The following is a 19,363-nucleotide window of genomic DNA, read 5'->3' on the forward strand; positions in this document are numbered from 1 at the left end:
TGGAAAGGAGCAGGAATCTGTCTATGAATGATATAAACAAATTGAATGAAGAGCTGAATGAAAGTTTTCATATTATTAACACATGTCTTGAAGAGCAGAATTTAAAGAATTTTGCAGAAGAAGCAAGAAAACTTACGTCTATTATATTTAAATCACATCAGGGAGATTTATGGTGGCAGGATATGGGCATACAAGTAATTACCATTAGCTTATATTTTTTGTATAAAGAATTTCCAGATGTGGTAGAGAGTAAGGGCAATATTAACCTGATAAATTTAAACTTCTGTTTGACTTTTATGGTGACACCAATCAATGTAGATGAGAAATATATGTATGGATTTTTTGAGTATATAGATGAACTTACGGAAGAACCCATATATGACTACATTGATAAAGAAGCGGTTCAGTGTATTAAGGGAAGTAAGATTGGATTCATCGCTCTTATTTCTGAAATGCACCATTTAATAATGAAACTAAAAAGTATAGACAATACGGAGGTGATTGCTTGAATCTGAACAACTTCAAAGGGGAGTTGGTTCGAGATGATTTTACTGAAAAACAATGGAAAGAAATCCAGCTGAGTCTGGATTCAGGTTTTGATGTTTGTATTTATGCAAAAAAATATTTCCATCACAAACAAATGAGAGAATTACGGTTAGCACAAGAGAAGGGAATCCAATTATCATCAATGCTGTGTGATAGATACTTACACAGTAAAGAAATACATCTTGCAGTTTTATGCATTGAAAAAGGGTATGAACTAAAATATTTTGTTAGCAAGGCGTTTAATTTTAAGCAAAAGGAACAAATATACTTGGGCATGGAATCAAAAGTTGCTTATCAAAAATATGCTTTGCCAATACATAATGAATGGAAGATGCAAGAAGTAAGATTGGCAATGGAGGAAGGTTATAATTTACTTCCATATCTCGATACACATAATCACAATCAGTTGAGACAAATCAGGTTGGGAATGGAGAATGGTGTTGATTATCATGTATATGATGATGTTAAGTTTAAACAGGCTCAAATGGCTGAAATACTAGCCGGATTACAGGAAGGAATTGATGTCTCCACGTATGCTGATTATAATCTTTCGATTGAAGAAATGCGGCTAAAAAGGGGTATGAGGAATTAGTGAAGGGGATGAAGGATGACAAAAAGAATTGTAATAGTTTCAGGAGTATGCATTATATTTCCATTTTCTATATTTATGTCTCATTGGCGCTTAATCGATATATTATTAGGTTTACTGCCAATATTAACTGGAAATATACTACTAATAACACAAATAAAAAATTATACAAAGTTACAAAGAAAGCTATTATACATAGTCTCAAGCTTAAGTATACTCAATTTTCTAATGGAGGTTTTGTGGTATTACCAAAGTAATTATATATCCTATGTAACATTAGTCGATTATTTACCATCATTAATGTTTTGGTTTTCTTACTTTAGCTATAAAGTAATCACTTTAGTTTTATGTATATTACTTACCAAAAAACAATTTTAGATAGGGTAAAATATGTTTTGTATATAATATTTAGTTATTAAAATACCACAAGTAAATCCACATACCCCTAAAAAGAGCTGTGTTAAAAAGTATAGTAAGAATCAAGTATCTAAAAAATAGTAAGCGCACCTGAAAGGAGGTGATTACCATTGAGCAAGGTACAACAAAAACATTAAAAATAGGTGCCAGGGTTACACCGGAGCAAAAGAAGGAGATAAAGAAATTAATGAGAGCTGCCGGCTTTAGAAGGGAAAGTGAATATGTACTTTCTTGCTGTTTAAAAGTCAGTGAGATAAAGCCACAATCTCCCTATGAATTAAACCTTATGAGAACCAGTGGCTCAAAACGTATGCTATTCAAAGTGACAGAGGAAGAACGGGAACTGATAATGAAAAGATATGAAGCTTCCCGCTTTAATAATTTCAGCCGTTTTGTAAGAAATAGCTGCCTGGGTAATCCCATCTTAATAGTAGGAGATATAAAAGGAATTACCCATGAATTACATAAAGCTGGTAACAATCTGAATCAGCTTACCCTTCTTTGCCATCAAGGGCTAATAACAGCGCCTGATTTAACAGAAATTCACGACTTATTATTGCGCATTTACCATGAACTAATAAAGATTGTGAAGAGAATTGATTCAGGAAGGTAATTGTATGGCAATTGTAAAAATCGTTAATCGAAATGAGAAAAGAAAGGGAGAAAAGATAACCTATAAAACGTTAGGCAGTGTCAAACGTCTCTTAAACTACATTCTCAGACTGGATAAAACAGAAGAACATTTAAAAGACGGTATTTACTGCAATCCCAACACAGCCTATGAAGAATTTGTTTTGACCAAAGCAATGCATGGAAAACTTCCTCCCCCAAACAACGATTCAGAGGAAGTTATACATATTGTGCAAAGTTTTAAAGTGGAGGAAGTTACTCCTGAACTGGCAAAGAAAATTGCAGATGAGCTTCTGGAGTTTAAGCTTTTTGAGGGGTTTCAGGTAGTGTATGCCACCCATACAGATGCCAAACATATTCATACGCATTTTGCAATTAACTCTGTTAATTATGAGAATGGGAAACGGTGGCATATATCAAAACATGAGTTACAAACCATTAAGGATAAAAGTAATGAACTATGTAGGAAATACAATTTATCCGTACTTCCTAAGATGGACAAAAACCGATTGCAGATTGATCCAGCAGGAAATCGTCTTCATGCCCAGATTACCAATGGGGAATATATTGCAATCAAGGAGGGACGCAGTTGGAAGGCAGAAATACTTCATGCTGGTATGGCTGTTAAAAAGATAGCAAAAAGTCAGGATGAATTTATAGAAATTATGGATTCTCTTGGCTATAAGGTAAGGTGGGAAGATACCAGAAAAGATATCACCTTCACCAATGCAGATGGTAAGAAAATCAATTCAGATAAGTTAGGATTCCCAGCTAGAAATTACACACCTTTAACGAAAGAAGCTCTTGAAAAGCAATTTGCCATCAACCGTCAAGTAGCTGAAAATAATAACATAACAGTTCTTAAAGAACAGGAACACTTAAGAACTTCCATTCTAAAACTTGCAAAAACCTTAAGCCATGAAAGCAATCCATATCCCTTTCAGAATACACCAAAGCTTCAGGCTATCGGAAATCTGGAAGGACAGGCGTTAAAGGATAAGATAAAAGAAGCAGAGAAAGGAAAAGGTCTTGATTGGGAAAGAGAATAAAACAGGAAAGAGTAAGGTAAAAAAATATTTTCCGTATAGCTTTCTGCTTGCTATTGGCTTTTTACTAGACTTATATTTTGTAGCCATCTTTGATAGTACATTGCGAAAGCAGAGATTAGATTCCTTATCACCTGATGAAATTATAGTTTATGTAGCTTCAAGCAATAATGCCTGGAAGCTATTTTTTTTATTAGCGGTAGGAATCGTAATGGCAGTTATTATTCTGATATTAACAGACAGTAAGGACTATCAAAGTGACCAGATCCTGGTTACACCTAAGATATCCACACCAGTTCCGGCAGGACAGGGACAATGCGGTACGGCAAAGTGGCTGCCAAAGGAGGACTATGATAGAGTATTTGGTACATTTGAGGTAGACAGCAATGCAGAGCTAATGAAAATGATTGAAGAAGCCAGCTTAAATGACATCAAAAAGGAGCTGCACCGCATTGAAACATTGGAAAAAGAAATAGACCAAATTAAGGAGCTTATTAAAAATGCAGAAAAACCGAATCCAAAGGATATCGAAAAGCTTCAATTAAAACAACATGAGCTGGAGGATGAGAATAATTTTATTCATGAAGTCACTCATCCGGAGGCTTATGATGATATAAAGAAAAAGATTCGGAAAGGGGGATATACTTTCCCTAGTGATGCAGGTATTGTACTAGGGAAAAAAGATAAGAAGGATGTAAAAGAACTTTTATATTACATATATGAGGATGTACACACGCTGGTGTTAGGAGCAACCAGATCTGGTAAAGGAAGGACAGTATTATTGCAAACCATAGCAGCTCTTATCTTTGCGGCTGAGAGTATGATAATCACAGACCCCAAAACGGAAACCTATTACTACTATAAAAAGCTGTTAGAACTATTTGAGTATAACACCGTAGTTCTTGATTTTAAAAATCCCAGGAAGAGTTCCCGTTTTAATTTTCTACAGCCTATCATTAATTGTGTGGATGCTGGGGATTTGCCGGGAGCGATAGAAGCCACTTGGGATTTAGTCAGTCAGTTAGTTGGAGAACCAAAAGGGGAAAGGCTTTGGAGTGATGGGGAAGCTTCCACCATTGCTGCAGCTACCATAGCAGTGGTGTATGACAACAGGTCACCAGAAAATCATAAATATAGAAATCTAACCAACGTATATTATTTCTTAAGTCAGATGTGTACACCGATTCAAGTAGGAAAGGAAATGGTACTGCCATTAACCCGATATGTAAAGGATTTACCAGATGACCACCCAGCAAAGGGACTTCTTGCCGTTGCTGATATTGCACCATCCAGAACACGAGGCAGTTTTTACACCTCTGCCTTAATGACCCTACGGTTATTTACCAATCCATTGATTGCAGATATGACTTCTACCACGGACTTTGACCCTATGACAATAGGAAGAGATAAGACAGCAATCTTTATTGTTCTGCCGGAAGACCGCAGAACCTATAACAGTCTGGCAAGTCTATTTGTATCTCAAATCTATCAGTTGCAAAGTAAGGCTGCTGATAAACGAGGAGGAAGACTGGAGAGAAGGACAAATTATCTGCTTGATGAATATGGAAACTACGCAAAGATTACGAACTTTACTTCCATGCAGACGGTTGGTGGTGGAAAGGGTATGCGCTTTAATATCTTTGTACAGGACTATAACCAGATTGATGATGTGTATGAGAAGATTCAAGGCAGTATTATAAGAAGTAACTGTGAGAACTGGATTTACCTGCAGACGGATGATCCGGATACGCTGGAAGGTCTTTCAAAGAAACTGGGGAAATATACAATCAGTACCTATTCCTTAAGTGCAAATCACCAGAAATATAGCACTCCAAGTTCCTCTCACAGTATACAGTTGACTGGAAGGGAATTATTAACATCAGATGAAATTAAGAGAATCAACCGGCCTTACTCTCTAGTTACAAGCCGTAATGATCCGGCAATTATGTATGCCCCTGATTTATCCCAGTGGTATTTTAACCGTATGCTTGGGTTAGGGGATAAGGAGCACAACAGGCGGTTACGTGCTGCCAGAGAAAATCTAAGACCCTCCCGGAAGGTTAGCAGTGAGCTGGTATTATGGGGAATTTGGAATGAGTATAAATCTGCTATGATAAATGAACAAAAAGAGAAGGAGGAAAAAGCAATGCAAAGAATGGCAGAGCAATACATGGCCGGGCATTTTTAAAATGTCTTACGGTCTGGTAATAAAAAATATATATACAGAATAAAGGAGTAAAGCAATATGAAAAAACTGAATAAAATTAGCAGATGTATGCTAAAGGGGAAGGACAAAATCAGGTTTTTAGGGATTTTGTTCTTTCTATTTTGCTCGAAAACCACTGTATTAGCTGACGATGATAACAAAATAGCAAACAGTAAATTTGGAACAGGATTTATTAATTTGGCGAACGATGCTTCTGCATTTTTGCTGGTAGCATCACCTATTGTAGGGGGAGTTTGCGCTCTATATTTTTTGATTCGTAAAAATGCAGCTGATGAGCAGGATCAAAAGAAATGGAATCAAAGGCTTATCATTACAGGTATTTGTGTTATAGGAGCAGTTTTAGTAACAGGAACGATTAACGTAGTAACAAGTTATTTTGTATAAATAAACCAAACATGGAGGAAAAAGGACAATGAGAAAATTCAACAACTTTTTAAACGAAAAATCAATTAAGGCTAAGGTTAGAATGGGTAAATTTATAGAGAAGACAGTTGGTAAATTACAGGAGAAAGATGGTAACTTTTTTGAAGAAGGAATCAAGTGGATTATAGCATTTGTTGTTGGAGCATTACTTTTGGGAGGAATATACCTTTTATTTAAGGATATTATTTTACCTACCATCACCAGCAGAGTTCAGCAGATGTTTAATTACTCTTAATCAAAAGAGTATCAGCAAATTGGAGTACGCTATAGCCTGCCTATAGCGTACTTACATGATAAAAAGGAGATCCAAATGGATAAGAAAATACAAAAAATAATAGCATTGTTTTTGTGTGTATGCTTTGTGTTACAGCCATTTCAATATAGCTCAGCCACTGCCAGTAATGGAGTTACTTTAAATCTTATGGATGGTATGATAACCGTTGCTGACAGAGAGTATATACAGAAGACAACTTCTGGTACAGTTGTAACTTCTGGAACAATACCGGAAGGGAGTGAGCTAATTATTACAGGTGTCCATGGTGGTAACCAGAACATTCAATTAACTGGTTCAGACCTTCCCACATTACGATTTGTGAATGTGAGTACGAATGGATACTTAACAGGTAATGTGTCTGGTACCTTGAATGTAATAATTCAGGGGAATTGTACTTTCAGCAATTCACTTATCTATGATATTGCAACAAGCACTCATTTGAATATAGATGTAAGGGGAGTGGACGGTAGTATCTATAATGGTGCTTTTAACATTTATGGAACGTCCGCTGCAAGTGATAATGTCTTTCTAAATGTGTCAAATATAAAGGTTGTTAGTACTTCCCCTGTATCAAGCATTTCCAGAGTTGCTACAGCAAATATAAGTGATTTTGAGTTAAGGGGTAGCAGATTAGAAGTAATGTTAAGTTCAGAGAAGTTGACATTACCAGTACTATTAAAAAACTGCTTATTAGAAGGCTTACAATTTTACAGTGCTTCATTAGTAACCTTTGATAACGTAAAAGTCCTAAATGACTTAGGGTATGTAATTATAGGTAATGTTAATAGCAGTTATAATCAACCAGATTCAGCCGTTATCAAAAATTCCGATATGAATATTCAAGGATTGGTTATGATGGCAGCTAATAATAAAATTGAAAATTCCTATATTAAATCTACGAATGTTACTTATACAAGTTCATCATTATTCAGGTTTGATAATACCACAATTGTAAAGGGGTCTACCTTAGAAGTAGCAGAATCACTTACTCCTGCAAGCGTAAGGAATCGTACCTATGGAGCTTCTATTTATTCAGAAGATAGTGCCTTTATATTTAAGAACAGTAATTTAAAGAGGTTTTTCGATGGCTCTGATCAGTTTGTGGATCCTAAAGATACCAGTGGAAATTCGTTATACTTAAACAAACTATTACTTCCAGGAGCAACAAGTTCCAATGTAACAGTATCTATTGATGAAAGAGAGCCGGTTACTTTAAGAACGGACAACGAAGGATACTTATTCCTATATCTCACAGTTGGTTCACACAAGGTTAAAGTGATTGATTTTCATGGTGTTGATTACCATTTAGAATTTGAAGGAGCTGCCGGACGAGAAACTGCTAATAATGATAACACCATTGGGGAGCTGCTTCCTGAAAAAACCGCTACAATAATTACTACCCCATATAAAAATGCAGAGATAGAATACACCTTTGATACAGAAATCTGGTATCCGGTTAAAACAGATCCGGATGGAAGTTTTAAGGTTGTTATACCTGATAATGCACATTCTTTTTATATCAGACTTAAAAATGGTGAAACAAAATATGCAAAAATCATCAATGGTTCACTAGGAGAATGGGAGAGTGTAAAACCAGTTATTCTTTCACAGTCTCCTTCATCCGTGACGTTAGTGAAAGGAACAGAGGGAACCTTATATGTCAATGCAAAACCATTCAGAACGTCCAACCAGTTAGCCTATCAATGGTTTAAAGAGGGAGAAGCAGTAGAAGGAGCAGTCTCTAATGTTTTGAATATACCAAATATAGCTGATTCTCATGCAGGAATATACACCTGTGTTGTAACAGAATCCGATGGTACTACAAATGTTACTGTTCCCATAACTGTAACTGTAAAGGACGCTGTCGACGAAAATGAACTTAAGGAACAGATTGCAGAATTGACAGAACAGGTTAATCAGCTAACAGAACAGCTTAACAAAGAAATTGCTGATAAGCAAACCTTATCGGATACCATAACACAGTTACAAAAACAGATATCCGATTTGCTGAAGCAGATAACGGATTTACAGAACCGTGTCGCTGACTTAGAGGAACAGCTAGAAGAGACAAGAAATGATAACACGAATCTGAATACCCTGATACTAGAGCTGAATAATAGAGTCATTGAATTGAATACAACGATTACAACGTTGCAACAACAATTAGCACAGGTGATTGCAGATAAGAATGCATTGCAAAGTGAAGTTGATTTACTAAGAAATCAGGTCATCAGCTTGACACAGCAGATAACGGTTTTAAATGAGCAGCTAATAGCCAGTGAGAATGAGAATACAGCGTTAAAGAATGAAATTTTAGATTTAAGACAGCAGATTATTGAATTGAACACTGTAATAACGGGATTGAATTCGGATGTAAACCTCCTAAATCAGACGAATATATCTCTTAAGGAATCCTTAGATTCTGCCAGTGTTACTCTAGCAGAATTGGAGGGATTATTGACACTTATTAAAGCAGAATTAGGAGTAAACGATAATAGTGATATCCTGCAAGCAATCCGAGAATTGAAAGGACGGTTACAGGAGGAAATTACAAAGAATGAAACTCTTGTAAACCAGATTACAATCATTGAACAAGAGCTTAATGAAGTCAGAGCAAATAATCAGGTTTTGACTGATAAATTGAATGAGCTTATTTTGCTGGTAAATGCCAACGATACCGATGATTTAATCCTAAAAATAGCGGAGTTGCAGAGTATTATTCGTATTGCAAATGAGCGAATCACACAGCTTGAAACGGAGAAGTCTCAGTTAATAAAGAATTTACAGGATGCACTTGCTTTGATTGATAATTTACAGAAACAAATCGAAATCCTCTTGGATGCGTCCGGATCAGAAGCGGAACTGTTAAAACAAATAGCATCCTTAGTAAATCAGGTAAATCAGCTAAAGAACAAAAATGCTGAATTATCTACTTCCGTTACAGATTTAAATACAAAGGTAAATGAATTATTTACAGAAAAGCTTCGTCTGGAGGGTGAAATCGCAAGGCTTGAAAGTTTATTGGCTACTGCAAATAGTACCATTGATGAACTAAGGAAACAGCTTGCAGATTTAACGGCAGAACGAACTGTAATAAAAGCGGAAAACGAAGCCTTAAAGAAAGAGAACGAAAGACTTAAGTCAGAAAACTCTAATCTGGTGAATGAAAGCAGTAATTTGAAGAAGGAAATCATTCGTCTGAATGATGAAATTACTAAGTTAAAAGAACAGCTAAATAACGAACCAGCACCTAATACAGAAATTAAGGATTTAAAGGACAAGCTGGCAGAAGTAACAAAAGAGTTGGAAAAAGTAAAGAAAGAATTAGAAGAAGCAAAGAAAAGTCAGACCGTCATTACTGTTCCTGAGACGAGCAATCCTTTGCCGGAGGAATCCGTTGTAGTTATACCTGTTAAAGAGGATAATATTACTGAAATTATTAATACGGATGTTTCAGAACCACAAAGCAGTGGTAAGGTTGTTGCAAAGGAAGGGTGGCAGGTATCAGACAATCCACTGACAGGATTTAGTCAGGCTTTGAATATGAAAGAAAAGTCTTATATGGGTGTGTATTCCTTCTATAATAATGGCAATAGTGAATCAGGAACAATACCTTACACCAATGCTATCAACAAGCTTACAGTTGGAGTTGGAAGTCAAGAGAACCAACGGATAACCAATAAGGATGGTTATGTCAAATATACTTTCTATGCAAGACAAATTTCTCAGCCTGATAAAGTGTATGAGTATAGCGTGGATGTAGAAAATGATGATTATGCCACTCCAGTAACCTCTATGAGAAGCTCATTAAAAGCCATAACAAATAGCTATAGTGAAGTAAATATTTATGACGTGGAAGTGAATGGCAGCATAACCTTTACCGTAAATGCTGACTTTGGAAAATATGGTCGGAAAGAAATTGCTTACCAATTAGTGAAGGAGGATAAAGACTTTGATCCGGATGGAAACTGGAAGGTGGTAAAAGGTAATACAATAAACATTGATAAGATTATGGAACCGTCCCGGTTGTATATAAAATATACCGACAACGGAGATAACTATACGGTTGATAAGACGGTTGGATTTAAGCCGGCAGTGGAAAAAGTAGAAGTGAAGAAAGCAATTCCTTCCTTTGAAATGAACAAGACAATCTACAAAGGTTATGAATATAGCTTCCAGTTTGCTAATGTACCAAAGGGTAGTAAAGTTTCTTATGTGTCATCTAATCCCCAAATAGCTTCTGTTAGTGAGGATGGAAGAGTTAAGGCAAAAAGTAAAGGAAAAGCGGTGATTACCTGCACAGTAAAAGCAGAAAATGAAACCTATGTATATACACTTAAGGTTGCGGTTACAGACGGTAAGGGACGCCCTACTCTTAACCTGGTTGCACCTAATATTAAAACATCCGATACAACTCCTGTTCTTTTGCTTTACAAGCAGATAAAACAGGGTGCTGATGAAAAATTAACTCTTGATAACATAACAAAAGATTCTGTAGTTACTTACATGACTACAAATGCAGATATTGCAACGGTATCTGACCATGGAGTCATAACCGGAGTGAAAAAGGGAAGTACAGATGTTACGGTATTAGTAACCCAAGGAAATAAGCATTATATTTATTATGTAAAAGTGCGAGTGGATGATACTACACCTGATTATGAAATGTACACCTATTTGGAATAAGAAAGAGGTGACAATTTGGGCTTTATAACAGACGGACTTATGAATGCAATCGGAGATATTTTTAGAAATGGTATCGAGAGTTTTCTAAAATACCTTTTAAAGGATGCGCTGAGTGCAATTGATTCCTTTTTAAATGACATCGTAAAGATTGCCTTTCATTCGCAAGAATACATGACGGATGATATGGGACTAAGCTTCGACAATCTATTTCTGGTTGTGTATTCCTTTGGTTACTATTTGATTATCCTGAAATTCTTAAAAAAAGGATTTGATACATACATTGCGTGGAGCGATGGAGACGCAGATATGGATCCATTTACCTTGGCAACAGCTTTGTTCAAAGCGATTATTATTGCTGTTAGTTTCAATACCCTATATGGATACATGGTTGACATCGCGACAGATTTAATGAATAAGGGATTAAATTCATTAAATCATTTTGGTTTTGATGCAGATATTAATCTCTCTAATATAATTAATAAGATGCTTGTAGGAGGAATTACCTTTATCATTTTTGCGATTGTCTACCTGGTATGCTATTTTCTACTATGGATACAATTTATTCGCAGAGGATTAGAGATTTTTGTGCTGAGGCTCGGTGTTCCACTGGCATGCGCCGGCTTAATGGATTCGGATGGAGGTGTATTCAAGCCTTATATGCGTAAATTTTTTCAAGAAGTGTTTACTGTTATATTGCAGACTTTCTTCTTAAAACTATCCATGTTCCTAATTATGAACGGTCATCCCATATGGGGAATAGCAGCTATATCAGGAGCGTTAAAAGCACCGCAGTTCCTTCAAGAATTTATCATGGTCTATGGTGGTGGAGGACAAGGAATCGTCTCAAAAACTACACAAACAATGTACACAGCGAACATGATTCGTAGTTTCGCAAAATAGAGGTGACATGGAAACATTATTAGAGTTAATCCGTTATTTTATTATTGCAATTGATGTTTCCGGTGGAACAAGAATACTGTATTGTATCGTCCGGATTATGAGTAGTCCGAACGAGCTGAACAATTATGTAAAGAAAATAATTAATGTTCTGATTTTTTTGGTGTTGGCAAATACAGTACTGGGAACAGCCATCGTCATACATAATTATTTCAAATAGGAAGGGGCGAATTCATTGGAGGACGAACAGGAATCCTTATATATGCCGCAGGGATTGAAAAATAGAAGAGAGTATTTTGAAGGATATGGAAAAGAAGAATTTCATATCACAATTCTATCTGGCATCATAGCAGCTATCTTGGGTATCTGCATTTGTATTATAAACTCAAGGTTGTTAGTAGTCGGCGTACTTATTTTTTTAATTATACCAACAACAACCGTTATGGCCGTTGTAAAAAACAACTGTAACATCTCTGTTGTGGATCAGCTTATCTTTATGATAGAGCATGGCAGAGAGCAGAAAGAATATGATTACATATATCTGGATGAATGGAAGATTAAGTGAGATATATGGTGATTTTTATTTATTTCGTAACTATGATTTATGCTTCCATAACTGATTGTAGGAACCGTATTGTACAGGACCGAGTACATGTAATCATACTTGTACTAGCACTTCTGCATGATATAAATGTAAGAAAGGTTCTGGGAGCATTTTTATTAACAACACCATTTCTGGTATATGCAGTTATGAAAAACCATATGGGGGGAGGTGATATTAAATTTATCTTTGCAAATACAGTGTTTTTGGGATTGCAGAGAGGATATGTTGGACTTATTTTAGGATTCTTAGTTGTTATTATATACAGTTTGTGTTGTAAGTTATTTTTTAATAAAGATATTAAAATTATACCTTTGATTCCTTTTATAACTATTGGATATATTATAAGTTTATCAATTACTAAATAAAATATAGTAAAATGTGGTAAATATTTACAAAGAATACACAATATGGTATAATATGTAATAATCTGTTGGAATTTGATTCTTACTTAACTTAATTTGTATAATTAGGATTAATTAACTTGGAGGGAGGTTAGGCAGATTAATTGTAATACTCCTAATTATACTCAAAAAACAACAGATAATAAAATTAATAAGGAGTATGTAAATGAACACAAAAGTTAAATCGTTATTTAGATGCATAGCAATAGTACTTTGTATATGCATCGTAGGTAATCTAAGTTATTCTGCTTCACCAAAAGTGCAAGCTCAGAGTATGAATTCTAATGCTAAAGCAGTAAAAGGTATGGGTATTTATACTAGAGGTAATAATATTAAAGAAAAAAAATATTATGATGGTATCCCTTATAATGTAACTGTTAATGGTAATTATACTACAAAAATTGAAACAACAATTAAAAATGAAAAGGCAACACTAAATTATTTTGGCAATGGTAAAGGAACAATAGTACATCAGCAATCAGGAAAATCAATTACTTATGATTTAAAGATAAATAAGTTGATAAAAAATGATATAGATATCGAAATTTATCAAAATAATAAGTTGATTGATCGCTACACTAGTATAAATCAACTTGATAATGTAAGTTACACAGGTCAAGTAGCTATACCAATCGGTTATTATTTAGTGAGCCTTGTTATATCAATGTTAATAGCAGCTGGTGTAATATCTGTAATTAATAGTGTCATGATACGTGAAGGTAAAGAGTGGTATGATGCTAAAGAGTCTATCGCAATAATTACTGCAGATGATACACTTAAGGGGTGTGTATATCCAGCGCTAAGAGTTAATAATGTTGTCCTCATTGCAGTGTATGAACCATATAATATAGATAGTTCAGAGATAAAATCAATATTAGCATCTGAATTATGTGATACGTACACCTATGTACAGGGAACTGCGGCATCCGTTCTTAAAACTAATGGATATACCTTAGAAAGTGCTTTTCCTGACCCAGCACATACTTCAAATGGTTCTGGATTATATTTTAAGCATTTTCATAAAATTCAGCATAAATCGTATCAATCTGATTTTCATTCATTTTTCGGACAACCTTTTGTTGTTAAATAGTAAGATAATTTGAATAGTATAAAACAGTATAGTCATTGTGGCTATACTGTTTTATACTTAAAAGGGAGTTTATAATGGCTAATCAGAAAAAAAGAATCATAATTATTTGCCTTTTAATCCTAGTTGTTGTTTGCGTTTATTTCTTAAAAGATATTGTAATTGTATTTCCAATATCAAACAATCCTGAAAAAATAGGAATATTAGATGGTAGATTATCAATTTTACCTGATAATGTTATAATAAGTGAGAATACCTATACTAAAGAAAGTAATTTAACACATGGAGATGAAATGGTTAAGTTTGCAAGCAAATTAAGTGGAGGTATGGAGGTATATTATTATGACATTACTAATGAAAATAATGAGATAACTGATGATAATATTATTAATGGACTTAATTGGATGGTAAATAACAATATAAAGAAGGTTAATATAAGTTTAAGTTCAAAAATATATTCTTTAGAAGTGCAGGAATGGATTAAAGAGAATAAAGATAAGATCACAATTTTTTGTAGTTATAATAATCGACTTAATTCGTCTGATTACCCTGCTATGTATGAAAATGTAATTGCATCAGGATTTAATGGACAAATTTCTTATAAGTCTATAGATAAGAAATATGGTGGAAATAAAATACTTTTACTATCTGACTTCTCATATTATGAAGGAACATCTTATTTATCATTAATTACATTGGTAAGATATAATTAATATATAGATATGGACAGGAGAAAATTATGCGATATTTAACTCGTTATTTTAAATCTTTAGAATATTTAAATTCTAATTTTTTAGAAGATTTTCAGGTGGATGATAGAGCGGAAACTTATAATAAAGAATTTTACGAATATCTATGCATGAAAAAAATTGAGGAATCTAATAAATCTTTAAGTAAAGAAAATGAAGATATTCATTCAATTACACATACAGGAACAGCACTATACTTATTGTCTAACTTGCCAACATCAATTACACAGCTTATTGCAGATGTACGTGTTTTTCTATTATATACTGTTTCTCCCTGTGTTTATGAAAAAATTGAAACCTTATGTAAGGAAAATAAAGCATTAAGTGATATAGTTTATAAAGACCTGCTAAATAAATATAATTCAGACAAACTTAAAGTTCCTAAACATTGGCTAGCATTATATGATATAGGCTGGGAACAAGCAGGAATTACAGAATGGAAGGAAGAAGCTGGGGAGTTGGATATAGTAGTGAAGTGTGTTGATTTATCAGCTCATCATATCAAATTTATTAATCCTATTGTAAAAGTGAATGATGGAAAGCTTGATATTCCAACATTAGTATTTTACGTTGAAGTGTTTTATGAAAATCAAAAGATTCAGCTTAATTTCCTTACGCCCTTTACTGATTTTACAATCGAAGCTACAGATGTATTAATTATCAAATAATTTACCTGATTAAAATAGGTTAAATTACATATTTAAAATAAACTTGGTTGAGATTAACCAAGAAAATTTATATGAACATATCATTGAAGCTACTAATCAATCACAGGTTAGTAGCTTTTTTAACAGCAAGAAAGGACAAATATTATATGAAATACTTAAAAAATAAGACAGTTATCGGCATCGGCTGCATACTGATCGGTATCTTAGTATGCTTTATACTAAGCCCGATTTACAACCGTTCCCTTGAAGCCAAGACAAAAGTGGTTAGAATTGAGAAATATATTGAAAAAGGAAAGATTATTAGTGATGAAGATATTAAAGTAGTGGAGGTGGGGAGCTACAATCTACCAGAGCAAATTATCAAGTCGAAGGATGAAGTTATTGGAAAATATGCAGTGACAGAGATGTATTCAGGGGAGTATATCGTTACAAAGAAACTCTCATCCACACCTTTATCTCAGGATGAATATTTAGAGGAATTAGACGGTGTGAATGGTGCCATCAGCGTAACACTCCAATCCTTTGCAACTGGTTTATCCGGTAAGCTGCTATCAGGCGATATCGTTAGTATTATCACAACAGATACTTCCGCAGGCACCACCATCATCCCCCCGGAACTTAAGTATGTGAAGGTTTTGGCAACTACAACATCAGAGGCTAATGACGTGGATGAGAATACCAGAAATAAAAAAGATACGGAAGAGGAAACCATTGCTACTACAGTAACGTTACTTGTTAATGAAAAGCAGGCAAGGACACTTGCTAACCTAGAAGTAATGCAAAAAATACATATTGAACTCGTCTATCGTGGAATAGAGGAAGAAAGCAATAAATTTTTAGTACAACAGCAAAACATTCTGGAGAAGATAGAGAAAGAAGTGACAGAGGTTACAGAAGGAAAAGAGGAAAACTCAAAAAAAGAAACACAGACAGAGCAAGAGCAGCAACCGGAACAGGAAGGTGAAGCGGATGAATAAGGGAACCATGATAGCAGTGTGCGGAAGTAAAGGCTGTGGAAAGACAACCACATCTGTAAAACTGGCCGTAAAATTAGCAGAGTTAAAAAAAGAGGTAATATTAGTTCTAACGGATATAACGGCGCCGGATATCAATGTATTGCTCCCAGCAGAGAAAAACATAAATTCTATGGGTAATATATGGGCCATACCAGACTGCAGTGTGGATGTAATATATAAAGCATTCACAACCACAAAGTCAAATTACATTGGAATCCTATCCTATAAAAATGGTGAAAATGTATTTTCAAATCCGGATTACACCAAGGAAAATATCATGGATATCTTTATGAAGATAAAGAACATGGCTGATTATATTATTGTAGATTGCGTGGATGCATTTGCTTACAACGTGCTGTCAACCGTTGCGCTAGAACTGTCTGATAAAGTCATTAGAATGGGTGAAGCCACTCTGAAATCCTTCTCCTATTTTGACAGCAATATGAAGCTCTTAATGGACAGTCGGTATAAATCCAGTCAGCATTTTAAGGTACTTAGTAAAATAAAAAGCTATCAGGCAAAAGATATTGCAGTTAGCCATCTTGGGGAAATACAAGCAGAACTTCCCTACGTGGAAGCCTTGGAAAAGGAAATGCTAGAGGGCGAACTTTTTAGCCTGTCAGATACAAAGCCCATGAAAAGTTACTATGCAGGCTTGCAGTTTCTGATGGATTATATCAATAACACAGTAACCAATACTTTGCCGGAGGCGGAGGATGCTAAAAAAGAAGATACTACAAGGAAAGAACCTCCGGTACTCAAAAACCCATTTAGTAAACTCAATTTTAATAGGAAGAGAAAAGAGGATAGTGAATGAAGGACATCTTAGCAAGTGAAATGAGTGAAAAAGGTTTTCAGGAAGTATTCAGTGAGGTGCAAAGTTACATATCTGAAAACTTTTCAACACTTATTACAGGAGAAGTGGAAGATACAGATATAACAAAAGAACAACTGAAAAATCATATCAAGAAATATCTGACAGACAGAAAATTAGTAGTAAAAGATATGTCCATGCAGGAAACCATTAATCATATCTACATAGAAATGACGGAATTTTCTATATTGAATCAGTACCTTGATTCGACAAGAACCGATATTGAAGAAATTAATATCAATGCCTGGAACGATATTAAAGTGACTTTCTCTGATGGTGTGACAAAAAGCGTAGAGCATTTTTTCAATCCCCAGCATTGTGAAAATATCATACGTCGTTTACTGAACAGGGAATCTAAAATGGTACTGGATAAATCAAGACCTATCGTAAGAGGACATTTGTTAAGTAAAATACGTATTACAGTTATGGGGGATGGAGTAATTGACAGCAGTATAGGGCTAGCGGCTTCCTTACGTATTGTTAATCCGAAAAAGCTTAAGAAACAGGATTTTATAAATAACGGAACCGGAACGGAAGAAATGATAACTTTACTGGAGACACTTTTACAAAATGGTATCTCCATGTGTATCACAGGTGAAACGAGCTCTGGTAAAACAACCTTCATGAGCTATCTGTTGACTACTATCCCACATAAAAAGAGAATTTTTACCATAGAGGAAGATGTAAGAGAATTTGATTTAATCGCTTATGATGAAGAGGGGAAGGTTCTAAATAATGTAGTACATACCAGAACGAAAAAGTCAGATGATCCGACCAAGGTAATTGACCAGGAGAAGCTATTAGAAACTGCCATGACAATGAATCCGGATGTGATTTGCGTTGCGGAAATGAAAGGCAAGGAAAGCTTTGCTGCACAGGAGGCTGCTAATACTGGGCATACCGTAATCACTACTACCCATGCCAATAGCTGCCGGGCAACCTATTCCAGAATGGAGAACCTGTGCCGTACGAGAACCAATATGGACAGTCATACACTAAAAGAAATGCTTAAGGATGCATTCCCTATCATTGTATTTGCGGAAAAATTAGAAGATAATGTACGCCGTATTACTGAAATAACAGAGTGTGTACGGGATTCGGAGGGCAATAGTAAAATAGTAACTTTATATGAATATGCAGTAAATGAAACAACGAAAGACAGCAAAGGGAATATCAGGATAAAAGGAGAATTTGTAAAAAGAAACGATATTAGTGAGCGTGTCCAGAAATTACTGATGAAAAAGGGAATACGGCTGAATGATATGAGTTTCTTTGGAGTAAAACGAAAGGAGGCTGTATGATTGGATTTATGCGTATCTTAGCCTTCATATTATATATACTGGGCATATTTCTATTGTTAAAGCTTGAGCCATTGGAAGTCATTCAGGAGCTATCAAAACTATTTGATTCCAAAACTCATTTAAAGGACAGAATTTTGCTTGCACAGGGAAGAAAGAAGAAAAACATCTTTTATTTACTCATTGAAGAAACACAGAATATACTGAAGCTGAACGGAAAAGAACAGGATTTTCCGAAAGTTTGTATCCTTTCCATTGTACTTGCAGTAGTCGGGCTATTATTTGGCTTTTCCATATCCAATTATTTTATTGTGCCGGTACTATGCATGGGTATGTGTACCATACCTTTTGTCTACATAAAGTTCCTTGGAATTAGGTTAAAGAAACAGCAGACGGAAGAATTAGAAACTGCTTTATCCATTATAACATCCTCCTATATACGGTGTGAGAATATCGTTATGGCAATTGAAGAGAACAAAGAGTATCTGAATCATCCGGTGAAGGAAGTCTTCGATCAGTTTGTGTTACAGGCAAATCTGGTTAATCCGGATATAAAAAAGCTATTAAACAATTTAAAAGTGCAGATAGACAGTACCGTATTTCAGGAATGGTGTGATGCCATAATTGCCTGCCAGGACGATGGAGCATTAAAAAGTACCTTACTTCCCATCGTAAAAAAACTGTCCAATATACGATTGGTAAGTGTACGTCTGGATGCACTGCTTTATGCACCGGTAAAAGAATTTATCTCCATGGCAATTCTTCTGGTGGGAAACGTACCGCTTATGTATGTTATCAATCGTACCTGGTTTGAAATTCTGGTATATCATACGGCGGGTAAGCTGGTCTTAGCCATTAGTGCAGCGGTTATCTTTGTATCCGGCATTAACGTTATCAAACTATCAAAGCCGATTGAATATAAAAGGTAGGA

At 35.0% G+C, this 19,363-nt stretch carries 19 protein-coding genes; all 19 read left to right on the top strand.

Annotation, left to right across the window (positions count from 1 at the left end; genetic code table 11):
• The first annotated feature begins 23 nt into the window (after nucleotides 1-23).
• The 19 genes from acsn021_RS05570 (at nucleotide 24) to acsn021_RS05660 (ending at nucleotide 19,361) form a co-directional block, all read left to right on the top strand.
• On the top strand, nucleotides 24-509 hold the full coding sequence (locus acsn021_RS05570) for a hypothetical protein (protein WP_184090862.1): 486 nt from the start codon (nucleotides 24-26) through the stop codon (nucleotides 507-509).
• A complete protein-coding gene (locus acsn021_RS05575; RefSeq protein WP_184090864.1) occupies nucleotides 506-1,138 on the top strand; it encodes a hypothetical protein in 633 nt (210 codons plus the stop codon). Before acsn021_RS05570 ends, acsn021_RS05575 begins: the two co-directional genes overlap by 4 nt.
• A gap of 514 nt (nucleotides 1,139-1,652) precedes the next feature.
• On the top strand, nucleotides 1,653-2,165 hold the full coding sequence (locus tag acsn021_RS05580) for a plasmid mobilization protein (RefSeq protein WP_184090866.1): 513 nt from the start codon (nucleotides 1,653-1,655) through the stop codon (nucleotides 2,163-2,165).
• Nucleotides 2,166-2,169: 4 nt separating this feature from the next.
• Nucleotides 2,170-3,231 carry a relaxase/mobilization nuclease domain-containing protein gene (locus acsn021_RS05585; protein ID WP_184090868.1) on the top strand — a complete coding sequence of 354 codons (1,062 nt, stop codon included), beginning with the start codon at nucleotides 2,170-2,172 and terminating at the stop codon, nucleotides 3,229-3,231.
• Nucleotides 3,212-5,416 carry a VirD4-like conjugal transfer protein, CD1115 family gene (locus acsn021_RS05590; RefSeq protein ID WP_243167771.1) on the top strand — a complete coding sequence of 735 codons (2,205 nt, stop codon included), beginning with the start codon at nucleotides 3,212-3,214 and terminating at the stop codon, nucleotides 5,414-5,416. Before acsn021_RS05585 ends, acsn021_RS05590 begins: the two co-directional genes overlap by 20 nt.
• A 57-nt stretch (nucleotides 5,417-5,473) precedes the next feature.
• A complete protein-coding gene (locus acsn021_RS05595; RefSeq protein WP_184090870.1) occupies nucleotides 5,474-5,839 on the top strand; it encodes a hypothetical protein in 366 nt (121 codons plus the stop codon).
• Between the two features lie 28 nt (nucleotides 5,840-5,867).
• Complete coding sequence (locus acsn021_RS05600) at nucleotides 5,868-6,113, top strand: DUF6133 family protein (RefSeq protein WP_207725100.1); 246 nt, start codon at nucleotides 5,868-5,870, stop codon at nucleotides 6,111-6,113.
• A gap of 75 nt (nucleotides 6,114-6,188) precedes the next feature.
• Nucleotides 6,189-10,838 (top strand): Ig-like domain-containing protein, encoded by a 4,650-nt coding sequence (locus tag acsn021_RS05605; RefSeq protein WP_184090872.1) that lies wholly within the window; start codon nucleotides 6,189-6,191, stop codon nucleotides 10,836-10,838.
• Nucleotides 10,839-10,853: 15 nt separating this feature from the next.
• Nucleotides 10,854-11,738, top strand: a complete 885-nt coding sequence (locus acsn021_RS05610) for a conjugal transfer protein TrbL family protein (RefSeq protein WP_184090874.1) — start codon at nucleotides 10,854-10,856, stop codon at nucleotides 11,736-11,738.
• A gap of 7 nt (nucleotides 11,739-11,745) precedes the next feature.
• A complete protein-coding gene (locus acsn021_RS05615) occupies nucleotides 11,746-11,955 on the top strand; it encodes a hypothetical protein (RefSeq protein ID WP_184090876.1) in 210 nt (69 codons plus the stop codon).
• Nucleotides 11,956-11,970: 15 nt separating this feature from the next.
• Nucleotides 11,971-12,300 carry a hypothetical protein gene (locus acsn021_RS05620; protein WP_184090878.1) on the top strand — a complete coding sequence of 110 codons (330 nt, stop codon included), beginning with the start codon at nucleotides 11,971-11,973 and terminating at the stop codon, nucleotides 12,298-12,300.
• A 5-nt stretch (nucleotides 12,301-12,305) separates the two neighbouring features.
• Nucleotides 12,306-12,704, top strand: a complete 399-nt coding sequence (locus acsn021_RS05625) for a prepilin peptidase (protein WP_184090879.1) — start codon at nucleotides 12,306-12,308, stop codon at nucleotides 12,702-12,704.
• 202 nt (nucleotides 12,705-12,906) lie between these two features.
• The gene (locus acsn021_RS05630; RefSeq protein WP_184090881.1) at nucleotides 12,907-13,830 is read left to right on the top strand and encodes a protein kinase family protein; all 924 of its coding nucleotides are present in this window, start codon (nucleotides 12,907-12,909) and stop codon (nucleotides 13,828-13,830) included.
• Between the two features lie 74 nt (nucleotides 13,831-13,904).
• Entirely contained in the window at nucleotides 13,905-14,540 is a 636-nt protein-coding gene (locus tag acsn021_RS05635) for a S8 family serine peptidase (RefSeq protein WP_184090883.1), read from the top strand.
• Between the two features lie 26 nt (nucleotides 14,541-14,566).
• A complete protein-coding gene (locus tag acsn021_RS05640; protein WP_184090885.1) occupies nucleotides 14,567-15,244 on the top strand; it encodes a hypothetical protein in 678 nt (225 codons plus the stop codon).
• Between the two features lie 146 nt (nucleotides 15,245-15,390).
• Complete coding sequence (cpaB, locus tag acsn021_RS05645; RefSeq protein ID WP_184090887.1) at nucleotides 15,391-16,221, top strand: Flp pilus assembly protein CpaB; 831 nt, start codon at nucleotides 15,391-15,393, stop codon at nucleotides 16,219-16,221.
• Nucleotides 16,214-17,077, top strand: a complete 864-nt coding sequence (locus tag acsn021_RS05650; protein ID WP_184090889.1) for an AAA family ATPase — start codon at nucleotides 16,214-16,216, stop codon at nucleotides 17,075-17,077. The genes cpaB and acsn021_RS05650 overlap by 8 nt, the downstream gene beginning before the upstream one ends.
• On the top strand, nucleotides 17,074-18,435 hold the full coding sequence (locus acsn021_RS05655) for a CpaF/VirB11 family protein (RefSeq protein WP_184090891.1): 1,362 nt from the start codon (nucleotides 17,074-17,076) through the stop codon (nucleotides 18,433-18,435). The genes acsn021_RS05650 and acsn021_RS05655 overlap by 4 nt, the downstream gene beginning before the upstream one ends.
• Complete coding sequence (locus acsn021_RS05660) at nucleotides 18,432-19,361, top strand: type II secretion system F family protein (protein WP_184090893.1); 930 nt, start codon at nucleotides 18,432-18,434, stop codon at nucleotides 19,359-19,361. The genes acsn021_RS05655 and acsn021_RS05660 overlap by 4 nt, the downstream gene beginning before the upstream one ends.
• The last annotated feature ends 2 nt before the right edge of the window (nucleotides 19,362-19,363 follow it).

Origin of the sequence: Anaerocolumna cellulosilytica (assembly GCF_014218335.1) — a bacterium.
Taxonomy (GTDB): domain Bacteria; phylum Bacillota; class Clostridia; order Lachnospirales; family Lachnospiraceae; genus Anaerocolumna; species Anaerocolumna cellulosilytica.